The following is a 14,351-nucleotide window of genomic DNA, read 5'->3' on the forward strand; positions in this document are numbered from 1 at the left end:
TGGCGGACATGCTGCGCGGACTTGATATCACCGACATGCTGATCATCGACCGGCTGGAGTTGAGAGTTCAACCGGGCCTCAACGTGCTCACGGGCGAGACCGGAGCGGGTAAGTCGATCTTGCTCGACGCTCTCGGGTTTGTCTTGGGGTGGCGCGGGCGCGCAGATCTGGTCCGCCAGGGTGCGGAGCAGGGCGAGGTGACCGCATGGTTCGATCTCACTGCGGATCACCCGGCCCGCGCCGTTCTGCAGGAGGCGGGGTTGCCGGTTGAAGATGAGCTGATCCTGCGGCGTATCAACACGGCGGACGGCCGCAAGACCGCCTGGGTGAACGACCGGCGCTGTTCCGGGGAGGTGCTGCGGCAGCTCTCGGATACCCTGGTGGAATTGCACGGACAGCACGATGACCGTGGCCTGCTGAACCCCCGCGGACATCGCGCCATCCTCGACGATTTCGGTGATCTGGATGATCTGCGTGCCGCCTGTCGTTCCGCCTGGTCGGCGAAGGCGCAGGCGGCCAAGGCCTTGAAGGCCGCCGAAGCAGCGGTGACCGCGATCCGCGAAGAAGAGGACTACCTGCGACATGCGGTTGCTGAACTCGATGCGCTGGCACCGGAGCCAGGAGAGGAGGCGACACTGGATGCGCGCCGCCGCACCATGCAGGGGGCTGAAAAGATCCGCAGCGACGTGGTGCGCGCGCATGAGATCCTTGGCCACCAAGGGGCCGAGGCTGCTCTGGGCGAGGCGCTGCGCTGGCTCGATGGAGTGGCCGAGCAGGCGGACGGAGCCTTGGAGGCGCCGATGGCCGCGCTCTCCCGGGCCATGGTGGAGCTGGATGAGGCCACCTCCGGGATCGCAACGGCGCTCGATAGCCTGTCCTTCAATCCAACGGATCTCGAAGACACCGAGGAGCGGCTTTTTGCAATCCGCGCCCTGGCCCGCAAACATGATGTGTTGGCGGATGATCTCGCGGGCTTTGCCGAGACCTTGCGGAGCAAGCTGGCGGCACTCGACGCGGGCGATGCGGATGTCGCAGCATTGGCGGTGGCGCTGCGCTTGGCGGAAACGACCTACGAGACAGCCGCCGCAAATCTCAGCGCTGCGCGGCACGCGGCCGCCAAGGCGCTCGATGCAGAGGTCGGCACGGAACTCGCCCCGCTCAAGATGGAGCGGGCGGTCTTCGAGACACAGATCACCGATGACACCCCCGGCCCGGAGGGCGTGGACAACGTGGCCTTCACCGTGGCGACAAACCCCGGCGCGCCGGCAGGCCCTTTGAACAAGATCGCATCGGGTGGTGAACTCAGCCGGTTTCTTCTTGCGCTGAAAGTCTGTCTGACCAGAGGCCAATCCGGCCTCACCATGATCTTCGACGAGATCGACCGCGGTGTGGGCGGCGCCACTGCTGATGCGGTCGGGCGCCGCTTAGCGGCGTTGGCGTCCGAGGGGCAAGTGCTGGTCGTGACGCACTCGCCACAGGTCGCCGCGCTCGGTGCGCACCACTGGCGGGTGGAAAAGCGGGTCGCAGGTGGCATGACCACCTCGACCGTCACGCCGCTCCCATCCCCGGACCGCGTGGATGAAATCGCCAGGATGCTGTCAGGCGACACGATCACCGAAGAGGCACGGGGCGCTGCGCGGGCCCTGCTCGCGGGATAGTGGGTGCCAAAAGGCTTTCCCCGGTGAACGGCTTGCCCTAGACAGGGATCAGCCAGAGTTTTTAGCAATGTCCAGCACGTCGCGATCCCGCCTTTCCCAGCAGCTCGATGTTGCGCTGACCACCTGCCGGGACGGGCTGCGGCTGTTGCGACACCGGGGACCGAACCAGATCCAGTTCTGGTTCATCGCACTGGCCATCGGCATCGCCGCCGGTTTTGCCGCGCTGTTCTTCCGCAAGGGTGTCAACGCGCTGCAGACCTACCTCTACGGGACGGAAGACGTCCGCCTGCTGCACAGTTTTGCGGAGTCGCTGCCGTGGTATCTGGTGCTGATCATCCCGATCTGCGGCGGCCTCGTGGTCGGGATCATTCTGCACATCTTCACCAAGGATGCGCGCGCACGGTCGGTCGCCGACGTGATCCATGGGGCCGCGATGCACGACGGGCGCGTGGAGACGCGCGCGGGCCTCGCTTCGGCACTGGCCTCGATGATTACGCTTGGCACCGGAGGCTCGACCGGGCGGGAAGGCCCGGTGGTCCACCTCGCCGCCGTGATCTCCACCTGGGTCAATCGTCGCATCCACGCCGATGGGATCACAGGGCGCGACCTGTTGGGCTGCGCGGTGGCCGCCGCCGTGTCGGCGAGTTTCAACGCTCCGATTGCGGGCGCGCTCTTCGCGCTGGAGGTCGTGCTCCGACATTTCGCAGTGCACGCCTTTGCACCCATTGTGATCGCCAGTGCGGCGGGCACGGTGATCAACCGGCTGGAGTTCGGCGGCGTGACCGAGTTCAGTCTTACCACGGTCAATGAGGTTCAGTTCTATCAGGAGATGCCCGCGTATCTGCTTCTGGGGCTGGTGTGCGGTGTCGTTGCCGTCGCCTTCATGCGCGCAATCTTCTGGGCAGACGATTTTGGCAACCGGGTGCAGGAGAAAACCGGCATTCCCCGCTGGCTGCGCCCGGCCATTGCAGGGGCGATGCTGGGCACAATCGCCATCTGGTTCCCGCATATCATCGGCGTCGGATATGAGACCACGTTTCTGGCCATGGATGGCCAGCTGCTGCTGCACGAGGCCATCATCTTCGCCATTCTGAAGGCCATCGCCGTGGCGATCACTATGGCGGGCCGTATGGGCGGCGGGGTCTTCTCGCCCTCGCTGATGGTGGGCGCGCTGACGGGGCTGAGTTTCGGTCTGATCGCGACGGGCATCTTCCCGGAGGTCTCGGGCTCCATCTCGCTTTACGCCTTGGCGGGCACGGGGGCCGTGGCGGCTGCGGTGCTCGGTGCGCCGATCTCGACCACGTTGATCGTTTTTGAGCTGACAGGCGACTGGCAAACCGGTCTCGCCGTCATGGTCGCGGTGTCCATGTCGACGGCGCTGTCGTCCCGCCTGGTGGACCGCAGCTTCTTTCTGACGCAATTGGAGCGTCGTGGCATCCACCTCGCTGCCGGTCCGCAGGCCTATCTTTTGGCGATGTTCCGGGTGGGGCCGGTGATGCGCCCCATGGATCATCCACGCGCCGCGTCGGAGGATGACTGCTGGGCGATGATCGGCGAAGGTGTCTATGTGGACAGCAACGCCACGCTGGAATCTGCGATGCCGATTTTCGAAACGGGTGTGCGCTTCATTCCGGTGGTGCGGCTCAGCGCCGATGCCGCCCCCCCGGAGTTGCAGGGCGCCCTGTTCCACGTGGATGCGCTGAAGGTCTACAACCGCGCGCTAGCCGCCACCGCCGCCGAAGAGCACTCCTGATCAGATCTGCTCCACCGTCACGTCGCCACTGGTGTAGAACGCCAGATGGTCCTTGATCCGTGCAACAGCCTCTTTGGGGTCCTCGTAGGACCAGGCCACGTCCGTCAGAGTTGTGCTCTTGGTCACCACCGAGAAATAGCTTGCGTCCCCCTTGTGCGGGCAATGTGTGGATGTGGCGGTCCGGTCCAGAAACGCCATCGCGATGTCAGTGCGGGGAAAGTAGACCACCGGCGGATAGTCGCCCTCCGACAATTCAAGCGCCTCCGCGCTTTCACCGAGAACCGCGCCCCCCGCCCGGACGCTCCAGGTTCCTTCGGCTTTGCGGATGGTGATGTGATCGGCCATGGCTGCGTCTCCCCCTCGTGACGATGCATTCTATCCGCGCCACCTGTAACGACAAAATGACGACAGAGCGGCATCACAGGGGCGCAGTGGCGGCATCCAACCATGTTTTTGCAGCAGGCGATAGGCGTGGGCCGATTTTTTCTGCAACCTCAGCGTGATAGCTGTTCAGCCAGTCGCGCTCGGCGTCGGTCAGCATCCCGACCACGATCAGGCACCTGTCGATGGGCGCGAATGTGAGGGTGCGCCAGTTGAGCATCTCCCGATGCGCGTCGCCGGCGGATTCGGGCGGTGCGTTCTGTGCAACGACGAGGTTTTCGATCCGAATGCCGAAGGCACCCTCCCGGTAATACCCAGGCTCATTCGACAGGATCATACCGGCCTCCAGCGGCACATGGCTGACGCGGCTGAGCCGCTGCGGGCCCTCATGCACGCTCAGATAGGCACCGACCCCGTGACCAAGCCCATGGTCGAAGTCCTGCCCTGCGAGCCAGAGCGGCATGCGCCCGATGGCTTCGATGTCGCGCCCGGCCAGCCCGACGGGCCACCGCAGGCGGCTCATCGCGATCATCCCCTGCAGCACCCGCGTGAAAGCCGCGCAGGCCTCCTCTGGCGGTGTGCCGATGGCGATGGTGCGGGTGATATCGGTGGTGCCATCCAGATACTGACCGCCGCTGTCGAGCACGATCAGCTGGCCGTCTTCCAGCCTGCTGTCGGTGTCTTCCGTCACGCGGTAATGCATGATCGCGCCGTTCGACCCGGTCCCGGCGATGGTCTCGAAGCTGATGTCCTGCAGCGCGTTGTCGCTGCGGCGCAGGGCTTCCAGCTTGGTCACCACATCGGTCTCCCGCAGGCTGCCCCCCGGTTGTGCATCGAGCCAGGCCAGAAGCTCCACCACCGCTGCACCATCGCGCAGATGCGCGGCGGCCGCTCCTTCGATCTCGGCGGGGTTTTTCCGCGCCTTGGGCAAAGCGCAGGGATCCCCGGCGAAATCCGCCCGATCTCCCAGCAGGTCAGCCAGGACAAACGGCACCGTGTCCCGGTCCACGCGCACCGAACCCTCGAGGTCCGCCAGCACCGGCATCAAATCGTCAGGGGGACGGATCTGGATCTCGGCGCCCAGATGCTCCCGCACCTCGATGAGTTTGCTGTCGTCCATGAACAGATCGACGGCACCGCTGTCGTGCAGGATGGCGAAGCCCTGTGCGACCGGGTTGCGCGGAATGTCAGAGCCGCGGATGTTCAGCAGCCAGCAGAGCGAGTCCGGCAAGGTGATGAGCGCCGCCCTTTGCCCATCCTCTCGCAGATCATCAGCCAGGCGGGCGCGCTTGGACTCATGGGTTTCGCCAGCAAATTCAAGCGGATGCACCTTCACCGGTCCCTGAGGCGCCTCCGGCTGATCGTTCCAGATGCGATCCACCAGGTTGTCTGTCGAGCGCATCTCGATACCTGTCTCCCGCAGAGCCTTGCGCAGCGTTTCAATCTGTCCGGCGCTGTGCAACCACGGATCAAATCCGACCACCCCACCCTGAGGCAGTTGCTCTGGCAGCCAGGCCCCAAGGGCCACATCGGGCCAGGGTACGGGCGTGTAGACATCCGCAACCTGCGCCTTGACCTGTGTGCGGTAGCGCCCGTCGATGAAAACACCGGCCACATCCGCCAGCACGGCACAGAACCCCGCCGATCCGGTAAAACCGGTGAGCCACGCCAGCCGCTCATCACGCGGTGCGACGTATTCGCCTTGATGCGCATCTGCACGCGGCACCAAAAAACCGTCCAGTCCCGCGGCCTGCATCACCTCGCGCAAGGCCTTCAGCCGGGGTGGTCCCTGTTCGGGCCGCGCCGTCACCTCAAAGGATTGAAACATGGAAGGGCCCCTTCATTGTTCCGAAAAATATGCCCCCGGAGGACCGGTCTCAACTGGCGCGCTTCATTCCCATGACTCGCGCCCGGGCGCGCGGGTCACTGTCGAACAGTGCTGCGAGCTGCTCGGTCATGGCGCCGGCGAGTTGATCCACATCGGTGATGGTCACCGCGCGGTCATAATACCGCGTCACGTCATGGCCGATCCCAATGGCCAGCAGCTCCACCGCCCGGCGTTTCTCGACCATGGCGATCACGTCGCGCAGATGCTTTTCCAGGTAGTTCGCCGGGTTCACCGACAGCGTGCTGTCATCGACCGGTGCGCCGTCCGAGATCACCATGAGGATCTTCCGGGCCTCGCCGCGCATCAGCATGCGCCGGTGCGCCCATTCCAGCGCCTCGCCGTCGATGTTCTCTTTCAGCAGGCCCTCCTTCATCATCAGCCCGAGATTGGGCCGGGTCCGCCGCCATGGGGCATCCGCGGATTTATAGATGATGTGCCGCAGGTCATTCAGCCGCCCGGGTTGCTGCGGGCGCCCGTCATTGAGCCAAGCCTCGCGTGCCTGGCCACCCTTCCACGCGCGTGTGGTGAAGCCGAGGATTTCCACCTTCACATTGCACCGTTCCAGCGTGCGCGCGAGCACATCCGCACAAATCGCCGCAATCGAAATCGGGCGCCCGCGCATGGAGCCGGAGTTGTCGAGCAGCAGCGTCACGACCGTATCGCGAAAGTCGGTATCCTTCTCGACCTTGAACGACAGCGGCGTGGTCGGGTTCGCCACGACCCGCGCAAGGCGGCCTGCGTCCAGCATGCCTTCTTCCAGATCGAATTCCCACGAGCGGTTCTGCTGTGCCTGCAACCTCCGTTGCAGTTTGTTGGCAAGGCGGCTCACCGCGCCCTTGAGCGGTTCGAGCTGCTGGTCGAGATAGGCGCGCAAGCGTTCCAGCTCAATCGGCTCGGCCAGCTCTTCGGCGCCAATTTCCTCATCGTGATCAGACATGTAGACGAGGTAATTTGGATCGGCGTCGGAGGCGGGCGGCGGGGCCGGCGGCTCCATCGGCGCCTCGCCCTCGGGCATCTCGGCCTCGTCGCCCATCTCCTGATCGGCCATGTCGTCCATGGAGACCTGGGCCTGGCTCGCGTCCTGCTGCTCTTCCTGGCTCTGCTCCGGCGAGCCTTCGGCTTCTTCCTCGTCCTGATCGTCCTGCCCGGTGCTGTCCGGCTCGGCGTCGTCCTCAGAGCCGTCCTCTGCCTCGTCTTCCTGATCCTCGTCGATCTGATCCGGGTCATCGCCGAGCTGATCGCCATAGCCAAGGTCGGAGATCAGCTGCCGTGCGAGTTTGGCAAAGGCGGTCTGATCGCTCAGCGTCTCGTCGAGCGTGTCCAGTGTGCCGCCGCATTGCTCCTCGATGAAGCCCTGCCAAAGCTCCATGACATTCTGCGCGCCCGGGGGAAGGTCGCGCCCCGTCGCCAGATGGCGGATCAGATAGCCAGCCGCCGTCGCCAGCGGCGCATCCGCCGCCTGCGTGACCTGATCATAGCCCTTGCGCATCGCTTCATGGGCGATCTTCGCGTCGATGTTGCCGGCCGTCCCCGGCATGTCCCGCGCGCCCATGGCTTCGCAACGTGCCGTCTCCATAGCCTCATAGAGATCGCGGGCCATATCGCCCTGCGGCTGGTAGCGCGCGTGGGTCTGGCCGTTGTGATAGCGCCGGTTGAGCGCCAGCGCATCCGCCGTGCCGCGGGCCAGCAATACCTCGTCGCGGGTCATGCGACGGCTGACCTGTGGCAGGCGCATGGAGTCGCCCGACATGCCTGCGGGGTCCACCGAATAGGAGACCGACAGCTCGGGATCATTGGCCATGACCTTGGTCGCTTCGCCCAGAGCCTTCTTGAAGGCGTCGGCCGGATTGTCGGAAGGTTTGCTCATCAGCTGCCTTTCATCGCGGTGTCCAGCGTGATGCGTCCGGCGGCCAGATCGGCCAGCAGCGCCACATGCACGTCCAACGCGTCGATCACTTTATACCCCGGGTCGTGCCCGTCAAATGCAAGGTTGAGATCGGTGCCCGCCATCACCACGGCTTCGGCGCCCTGGTCCTCGACCATGCAGCGGCCCGCGTCGAAGAACACCGCGCGATCTTCTTCGGTGCAATGGCCGCGGACGGCCATCGCGATATAGGTCCGGGCCACCTCCTCGCGGTTGCCCGCCGGAGCAACTGCGTGGGTTCGCGTGAGCTGGCCGTAGAGCTGTGTACGCATGACGACATCCGTCCCCAAAAGCCCAACTGTGTCAAAGCCTTGCGCAGCAAAGCTGGAATCGAGCGGCGCCACTGCGCTGATCAGAGGCAGAGCCGAAATCTCCTCTGTCTCGGTGAAACAGAAGTGCCCACCCAGAGATGTGATCGCAGCGCAATCGGCACCTGCCGCGCGGAGCCGGTCGATCAGACCGCGGTAGATTTCGGCCTGCGCGTGACGGTCATCGGCGAGATTGTTGCGCACCAGCGTATCCGCATCCGCATTCACGATGGTCAACTCGAGCGGCTGGCCGAGATCGCGCACGCGTGCTGCGAGCCGCTGGTAGTAGGCGACGGTGGCGGCGGGCCCGATACCTCCGATCAACCCCAGATGCATGGCGATTGCCCCCGCATTGAATCAGCCGAGGCTGACGCTCGCCGCGCTCTCCGGCAGCTCCTCATCGAACAGACGCTGGTAGAACTCCGCCACCGTCTGCCGTTCCAACTCGTCGCATTTGTTGAGGAAGCTGAGGCGAAAGGCATAGCCCACATTGCGGAAAATTTCAGCATTCTGCGCCCAGGCGATGACCGTCCGCGGCGACATCACGGTCGAGAGATCGCCGTTCATGAAGGCCGTGCGAGTGAGGTCGGCCACGGTGACCATCTGCTTGACGATCTTGCGGCCGCGCTCGGTGTTGTAATGCGGGTTTTTCGACAGCACGATCGCGGTCTCGGCGTCGATGCTGAGGTAGTTCAGCGTGGCCACCAGTGACCAACGGTCCATCTGGCCCTGGTTGATCTGTTGGGTACCGTGGTACAAACCTGTGGTGTCGCCCAAGCCCACAGTGTTCGCCGTGGCGAAGATGCGGAAGTAGGGGTGTGGTTCGATGACCTGGTTCTGGTCGAGCAGCGTCAGCTTGCCGTCCACCTCCAGCACGCGCTGGATCACGAACATCACATCGGCGCGGCCGGCATCGTATTCATCAAAGACAATCGCAGTCGGATTCCGCAGAGCCCAGGGCAAAATACCTTCTTGAAAATCAGTGACTTGTTTTCCATCCTTCAACTTGATCGCATCCTTGCCGATGAGATCAATCCGGCTGATGTGGCTGTCCAGGTTGACGCGCACGGCGGGCCAGTTCAGGCGCGACGCCACCTGTTCGATATGGGTCGATTTCCCGGTCCCGTGATAACCCTGGATCATCACGCGGCGGTTGTGCTGGAACCCCGCCAGGATGGCGAGCGTGGTGTCTGGATCGAACTTGTAGGTGGTGTCGAGCTCGGGCACGCGGTCGCTGGCCTCGGCGAAGCCTTTCACGACCATATCGCTGTCGATGCCAAAGACGTCGCGGACGTGAATCTCTTCGGTGGGCTTCATGTTGATGTCCAATGCGCCGTCGGCCATGAGGTGTCACCTCTCTAAAAAAAAAGAAAACCGGGTCCTCCTCGGGCCCGGCCCCTCTGGTGCAACATATATGGATCAGGCGCAAGGGAAAGGGGCGGTCCAGATGCCCAAAAGCGATAACGCCATCAATCCTTGAAGTTGCGGCTGCCCTTGATCTGATCCCAGGCCCAGACGACCTCCTGCAGCTGCTCTTCCTGGCTGCGGTCGCCACCGTTCATGTCGGGGTGCAGCACCTTGATCAGCGCCTTGTAAGCCTTGCGCACTTCGGGCTTGGTCCAGCTGTCCTTGGCCTCCAGGATTTCCAGCGCGCGGCGTTCCGTCGGGGGCAGGCGGCGACCGGCCTGCGCGCCGCGCCCGGGGTTCTGCGTGGCATTGGCGCCCAGCACCTGGTGCGGGTCTTCGATGCCCAGCCGCGCCCAGGCGCGCGCCTCGGGATCGCCCAGCGGTTTCGTGGCGCGTTCCCACACCTTATCCTTCGACATCTGGGCGTTCATCTCCGCCTCGGTGGTGCCGTCGAAGAAGTTCCACTTGAGGTTATACTCGCGCACATGCTCCTGACAGAACCAGTAATAGTCGTCCAACACGTCGGGCGCTTTGGGCGCGCGGTACTTGCCCGGCTCGTTGCAGCCGTCCTTGTCGCAGATCCGCGTCGACGTCTCGGACGCGCCCGACATGCCACGCCGACCGCGCGGGTTCTTCTTCTTGGAAGAGGACACGGACATATCGAAGCCGAAAGGATCAGGTTTGGACATATTGGCACCTATACGAGTCGAGGCCGCTTAGTTTAAACTGCACGTTGAAAGAAGGAAGAGGCATCGGCAAAAAAATGTCTAGACGTCAGCAGATTGAGGACCGGTTGCGCGCTGCGTTTTCGCCGCGCGAATTGCAGGTGGTGGATGACAGCGAAAGCCATCGCGGCCACGCAGGATATCAGGAGGGTGGTGAAAGCCACTTTAACGTGGCGATCCGGGCAGAGGAGTTCAAGGACATGAACCGCTTGGCGCGGCATCGGGCGATCCACGCGGCGCTGGGGCCGGAGCTCATCGCGGAGATTCACGCTCTGGCGCTGGATGTAGACGCCTAGAGGCGGACGCTAGGCACCTGATTTTTCTGAATTTAATTTGGAAGGTGGCGTTTCGTGGCCGGTCTGTGGGGTGTCGGCGCCGTTTGCCGCTCCGCTCTCTGCGGTTTGATCCGCTTCGCTGTCGGACGCAGGCGCGCTGATCGGAGGATCGGCGCGGTGTTCGGCGGCGGGCACCACGACAGACGCGGGCTCCGGCACCGCCTCCTCCATGGCTTTGCGGAAGACCAGCACGTTGCGCCATTCGGTCTTGGTCGACGTCAGGCCGGCGCGTTCTATCGAGGGCAGCGTCTCGGCGCGCTGATAGGCCCAACCCTCGGCGGCCATCTGGTTCATGACCTCTTCCAGCGCGTGGGAAAACCGATCTTCGGGCGACTTGATCCCCTTGGCCTTCACACCGCGGTTGGGGGCGGGGATCACCCGGTACTGGTACTGTGGCATGGGCCGGTCTCCACTCTTGAAGCCCTGTCTATACCAAAGCCGCGAAGGGCGGCAAATGGGCGTCGGTGGGCTGTCGGTATCGCGTCGGTATCACGTCGGTATTACGTCGGTGCGCGGAGCGCTGTGCCGCAGGCTGCTGTTAACCTTTCAGCTTTTGCGCAACGAGCTGGTTCACGGCCTTGGGGTTGGCCTTGCCGCCGGTGGCTTTCATGACTTGCCCCACGAACCAACCCGCGAGCTTGGGGTTCTCCTGCGCCTTGGCGACCTGATCTGGGTTGGCGGCGATGATCTCGTCGACGGCGGCCTCAATGGCGCCTGTGTCGGTGACCTGCTTCATGCCGCGCGCCTCGACGATCTGCGCCGGATCGCCGCCTTCGGTGTAGACGATCTCGAAGAGCTCCTTGGCGATCTTGCCGGAGATGGCATCGGAGGCGATGAGGTCGATCACGCCGCCCAGTTGAGCCGGGGACACCGGGCTGTCGGCAATGTCTTTGTCGTCTTTCTTGAGGCGCCCGAAGAGTTCGTTGATCACCCAGTTCGCGGCCATCTTGCCATCGCGGCCCTGTGCCACAGCTTCGAAGTATCCGGCGCTGTCCAGATCGGCGGTGAGCACCGAGGCATCATAATCGCTCAGGCCAAAGTCACCGATAAAGCGGGCTTTCTTGGCGTCGGGCAGCTCGGGCAGGGTGGCGCCGATCTCATCCACCCAGGCCTGCTCGATCACCAGCGGCAAGAGGTCCGGGTCGGGGAAATAGCGGTAGTCATGCGCCTCTTCCTTGGAGCGCATGGAGCGGGTTTCGTTGCGGTCCGGATCGTAGAGGCGGGTCTCCTGATCGACAGTGCCGCCACCCTCGACGATGGCGATCTGGCGGCGGGCCTCGACCTCGATGGCGGCCTGGATAAAGCGCATGGAGTTCATGTTCTTGATCTCGCAGCGGGTGCCGAGATGGCTGAAGTCCTGCGTCGCCTGATATTTCTCATAGTCGCCGGGGCGGCAGATCGAGACGTTCACATCCGCGCGCAGGTTGCCGTTCTGCATGTTGCCGTCGCAGGTGCCCAGATAGCGCAGGATCTGGCGCAGCTTGACCACGTAAGCCGCCGCCTCTTCGGGGCCGCGGATGTCGGGGCGGGAGACGATTTCCATGAGGGCCACGCCGGTGCGGTTGAGATCGACGAAGGACATGTTCGGGTCCATGTCGTGGATCGATTTGCCTGCGTCCTGTTCCAGGTGAATGCGTTCGACCCGGACCAGACGCGCCGTGCCGTCACCCATCTCAACGAGCACTTCGCCCTCGCCGACGATGGGGTGGTAGAGCTGCGAGATCTGATAGCCCTGCGGCAGGTCGGGGTAGAAGTAGTTCTTGCGGTCAAACGCGCTTTCCAGATTGATCTCGGCCTTGAGCCCCAGCCCGGTGCGCACCGCCTGTTCCACGCAAAATTCGTTGATCGTGGGCAGCATGCCGGGCATCGCCGCATCGACGAATGAGACGTTGTTGTTGGGCTCGGCCCCGAATTTGGTGGAGGCGGCGGAGAAGAGTTTCGCCTGTGAGGTGACCTGCGCGTGCACCTCCATGCCGATGACCAGCTCCCAGTCATGCTTGGCGCCCGCAATCACTTTGGGCGCGGGGGTGTCGTAGGTCAGATCCAGCATCAAAGGTCCCTCGTCAGGCAGGTCAGCGTGTGCGAGGGGTTTAGGGCAGCGCAGGGTCTGGGGCAAGCCCTGCCGCAGAGGGCGTCAGCGCGCTTTCGGCATGCCGCGCCAGCTGACCTCGACCGTGCCCTCGGTGCGGTCGGGCAGGCGCCAGCGCGGCAGCATGCGGGCGTCGCTGGTGAAGTCGTCTTTGATGCGCACCACGATGAGGGAGCTGAAGGGGATGGAGAGATCGACGGTCACGATCTCGTGGCCGACATGCGGTGGCAGCGCGATGATCTGAGCGGGGTCGAGGTCACTCTCGCCGAGGACCGGATCGGTTGTGGGCAGATCGAAGGCGATGGCGGCCTGGAGGCGGGCGATTCCGTCGTAGATGGGCAGGTGCAAACCGGTCATCTCGAAGTAGGCGCGGGCGCATTGCAGCATGCGCATGTGCAGCGTGTAGAGCCGGGCACGGGGGTCCTCGGACGGGGCGGAGCAGGGGGCGGGGCCGGGCACCGGCTGGCGGTGCCAGTCGATCCAATCGCCGCTGTCCCAATGGGTGGCGTCTGCAGGAATGTTGCTCATGATGCGTCCTTTCCGTCCCGTTGTCGTCAGACCGCTTCGGCCAGGGGGCCGTCGTCGGTGAAAATGATGTGGTGGCCCTGTGCGATCTCGCGCCGGAAGAGGCCGGCGAGGGTGCGCAGGGCGTCGGCCCGGCCCGCGGCGGCGAACCCGCGTGCGGACCGGACCCGCAGGGTGTTGTCGAACCCGGTGGCGGCATGGGCCCAGATCAGCGGGTGCAGCTCGGTCATATGGGTGCGCACGATCCAGTCGGCACAGTCGGCGATCAGGGCGCGGGTCTGGTCGGCGGCGTCATGGCCGGTGCGGGTGCCGCCGATGATGTTGGCGCAATAGGCGGCGAGCAGATTCACGGTGTACTGATGCGGGCTGCGGGTGAGGATGTCGTGCAGCCCGTCGACAAAGAACTGCACATCCAGCTGGGCGCAGGTGTCGTCATCACTGCACAGCACATCGAACATCACCCACGCGTAGGCGCCGGCGCCCCAGACGTCCTGCGTGCGGGCCGCGGTGCGGCGGGCTTCGAGCTCAAGCCGCGCAGGGCTGCCGGCCCGGCGGGGGCTCAGGCGGGTGCCAAGCGCGCGCATCGGGCCGGGGGTGTGGGGGTCGAGGTCGATCAGCCGGGCGTAATCGTCGGCGATCTGGTCGAGAGAGCTGCCGCCTGCGCCATGCAGCGCGCATCTGGCGAGGGCGAGCGTCGGCAAAGCGTGGTGCGGCGCGTCGAACGGGCGGAGCAGATCGCGCGTGCGGTCGAAATGGGCTGTGGCGGCGGTGCGGTTGCGGGCGGGCAGCTCTCTGTCGGGGACGGTGCCGCGCCAGGCCCAGGCGATATCCACATGCGTCTGGGCGACGATGGCGCTGAGGTGCATGTCGTGCCCGGTCTCGGCAAGCACGGCCTCAAGCGCTTCGATGCCGCTGAGCAGCGGCGCATCCGGGGCCGGCGGCCCGTCGAAGAGCGCATGTTCGACGGCGAGGACCACATCGGCGCGCGCACCATAGCTGAGAAGGTCGGCCACCGGCATGGCGGCGGGGGTGCTCTGGCGCTCCGTCTCGGCGGTGCGGATCTCAGTCAGCAGATCCTCCCAGCGCTCCTGCCGGGCGAGGAACTGGCCGCGCGCCTGGTGCCGATCGCGGGTGGTGTCTTCTTCGGTCGGGCTCGGGCAGGCGATGGTCAGCCTGTGTTCGGGGTGGGCAAGGTGCGCTGCCCTCCGAGATCCGTGATCGCGTCCCCGCGCTGGCAGGCGCGGCTGGGAGCGGCGGACGGAGGCCAAACCACGTTTGGCGGGGCGAGACAACAGCAGCATTCACAAGGTCCAGGTTGATACGGACGAAGGTCGCCAAACTTTGGGGCTGAAACATGG

13 protein-coding genes are annotated in these 14,351 nt (G+C 64.7%); 3 read left to right on the top strand and 10 right to left on the bottom strand.

Annotation, left to right across the window (positions count from 1 at the left end):
- The first annotated feature begins 8 nt into the window (after positions 1–8).
- Both recN and Q1A71_RS01000 read left to right on the top strand, forming a co-directional pair.
- Complete coding sequence (recN, locus tag Q1A71_RS00995) at positions 9–1,658, top strand: DNA repair protein RecN (protein WP_299670760.1); 1,650 nt, start codon at positions 9–11, stop codon at positions 1,656–1,658.
- A gap of 67 nt (positions 1,659–1,725) precedes the next feature.
- Positions 1,726–3,411, top strand: coding sequence for a chloride channel protein (locus Q1A71_RS01000; RefSeq protein ID WP_299670762.1), 1,686 nt, complete (start codon positions 1,726–1,728; stop codon positions 3,409–3,411).
- On the opposite strand, the gene Q1A71_RS01005 is transcribed toward Q1A71_RS01000, so the two are convergent.
- From Q1A71_RS01005 to Q1A71_RS01030, 6 genes are all read right to left on the bottom strand, one after another.
- Positions 3,412–3,756, bottom strand: coding sequence for a DUF427 domain-containing protein (locus tag Q1A71_RS01005; RefSeq protein WP_299670764.1), 345 nt, complete (start codon positions 3,754–3,756; stop codon positions 3,412–3,414). It lies immediately after the preceding gene.
- 73 nt (positions 3,757–3,829) lie between these two features.
- Positions 3,830–5,620, bottom strand: coding sequence for an aminopeptidase P family protein (locus Q1A71_RS01010; protein WP_299670767.1), 1,791 nt, complete (start codon positions 5,618–5,620; stop codon positions 3,830–3,832).
- 49 nt (positions 5,621–5,669) lie between these two features.
- The gene (gene cobT / locus Q1A71_RS01015) at positions 5,670–7,547 is read right to left on the bottom strand and encodes a cobaltochelatase subunit CobT (protein ID WP_299670769.1); all 1,878 of its coding nucleotides are present in this window, start codon (positions 7,545–7,547) and stop codon (positions 5,670–5,672) included.
- Positions 7,547–8,248 carry an aspartate/glutamate racemase family protein gene (locus Q1A71_RS01020; RefSeq protein WP_299670771.1) on the bottom strand — a complete coding sequence of 234 codons (702 nt, stop codon included), beginning with the start codon at positions 8,246–8,248 and terminating at the stop codon, positions 7,547–7,549. Before Q1A71_RS01020 ends, cobT begins: the two co-directional genes overlap by 1 nt.
- 21 nt (positions 8,249–8,269) lie before the next feature.
- Entirely contained in the window at positions 8,270–9,256 is a 987-nt protein-coding gene (gene cobS / locus Q1A71_RS01025; RefSeq protein WP_299670773.1) for a cobaltochelatase subunit CobS, read from the bottom strand.
- 125 nt (positions 9,257–9,381) lie between these two features.
- Complete coding sequence (locus Q1A71_RS01030; protein ID WP_299670774.1) at positions 9,382–10,008, bottom strand: J domain-containing protein; 627 nt, start codon at positions 10,006–10,008, stop codon at positions 9,382–9,384.
- A gap of 74 nt (positions 10,009–10,082) precedes the next feature.
- Here Q1A71_RS01030 and Q1A71_RS01035 point away from each other — a divergent pair, with 74 nt between their 5' ends.
- On the top strand, positions 10,083–10,340 hold the full coding sequence (locus tag Q1A71_RS01035) for a BolA family protein (protein WP_299670776.1): 258 nt from the start codon (positions 10,083–10,085) through the stop codon (positions 10,338–10,340).
- 9 nt (positions 10,341–10,349) lie between these two features.
- Here the strand turns inward: Q1A71_RS01035 and Q1A71_RS01040 are convergent, their stop codons facing one another.
- The 4 genes from Q1A71_RS01040 to Q1A71_RS01055 form a co-directional block, all read right to left on the bottom strand.
- Positions 10,350–10,778, bottom strand: coding sequence for a DUF4177 domain-containing protein (locus tag Q1A71_RS01040; RefSeq protein WP_299670778.1), 429 nt, complete (start codon positions 10,776–10,778; stop codon positions 10,350–10,352).
- A 139-nt stretch (positions 10,779–10,917) separates the two neighbouring features.
- Positions 10,918–12,429, bottom strand: coding sequence for an Asp-tRNA(Asn)/Glu-tRNA(Gln) amidotransferase subunit GatB (gene gatB / locus Q1A71_RS01045; RefSeq protein ID WP_299670780.1), 1,512 nt, complete (start codon positions 12,427–12,429; stop codon positions 10,918–10,920).
- Positions 12,430–12,513: 84 nt separating this feature from the next.
- Complete coding sequence (locus Q1A71_RS01050) at positions 12,514–12,996, bottom strand: hypothetical protein (RefSeq protein WP_299670782.1); 483 nt, start codon at positions 12,994–12,996, stop codon at positions 12,514–12,516.
- Positions 12,997–13,022: 26 nt separating this feature from the next.
- The gene (locus Q1A71_RS01055; RefSeq protein ID WP_299670784.1) at positions 13,023–14,294 is read right to left on the bottom strand and encodes a hypothetical protein; all 1,272 of its coding nucleotides are present in this window, start codon (positions 14,292–14,294) and stop codon (positions 13,023–13,025) included.
- Between the last annotated feature and the right edge of the window lie 57 nt (positions 14,295–14,351).

This window comes from uncultured Roseobacter sp. (assembly GCF_947493125.1).
Classification (GTDB): domain Bacteria; phylum Pseudomonadota; class Alphaproteobacteria; order Rhodobacterales; family Rhodobacteraceae; genus Roseobacter.

What these genes read in the sequence shown, in the direction of transcription:
- recN (WP_299670760.1), top strand. Translation starts at nt 9, where the DNA reads ATGCTGCGCGGACTTGATATCACCGACATGCTGATCATCGACCGGCTG.
- Q1A71_RS01000 (WP_299670762.1), top strand. Translation starts at nt 1,726, where the DNA reads ATGTCCAGCACGTCGCGATCCCGCCTTTCCCAGCAGCTCGATGTTGCG.
- Q1A71_RS01005 (WP_299670764.1), bottom strand. Translation starts at nt 3,756, where the DNA reads ATGGCCGATCACATCACCATCCGCAAAGCCGAAGGAACCTGGAGCGTC.
- Q1A71_RS01010 (WP_299670767.1), bottom strand. Translation starts at nt 5,620, where the DNA reads ATGTTTCAATCCTTTGAGGTGACGGCGCGGCCCGAACAGGGACCACCC.
- cobT (WP_299670769.1), bottom strand. Translation starts at nt 7,547, where the DNA reads ATGAGCAAACCTTCCGACAATCCGGCCGACGCCTTCAAGAAGGCTCTG.
- Q1A71_RS01020 (WP_299670771.1), bottom strand. Translation starts at nt 8,248, where the DNA reads ATGCATCTGGGGTTGATCGGAGGTATCGGGCCCGCCGCCACCGTCGCC.
- cobS (WP_299670773.1), bottom strand. Translation starts at nt 9,256, where the DNA reads ATGGCCGACGGCGCATTGGACATCAACATGAAGCCCACCGAAGAGATT.
- Q1A71_RS01030 (WP_299670774.1), bottom strand. Translation starts at nt 10,008, where the DNA reads ATGTCCAAACCTGATCCTTTCGGCTTCGATATGTCCGTGTCCTCTTCC.
- Q1A71_RS01035 (WP_299670776.1), top strand. Translation starts at nt 10,083, where the DNA reads ATGTCTAGACGTCAGCAGATTGAGGACCGGTTGCGCGCTGCGTTTTCG.
- Q1A71_RS01040 (WP_299670778.1), bottom strand. Translation starts at nt 10,778, where the DNA reads ATGCCACAGTACCAGTACCGGGTGATCCCCGCCCCCAACCGCGGTGTG.
- gatB (WP_299670780.1), bottom strand. Translation starts at nt 12,429, where the DNA reads ATGCTGGATCTGACCTACGACACCCCCGCGCCCAAAGTGATTGCGGGC.
- Q1A71_RS01050 (WP_299670782.1), bottom strand. Translation starts at nt 12,996, where the DNA reads ATGAGCAACATTCCTGCAGACGCCACCCATTGGGACAGCGGCGATTGG.
- Q1A71_RS01055 (WP_299670784.1), bottom strand. Translation starts at nt 14,294, where the DNA reads ATGCTGCTGTTGTCTCGCCCCGCCAAACGTGGTTTGGCCTCCGTCCGC.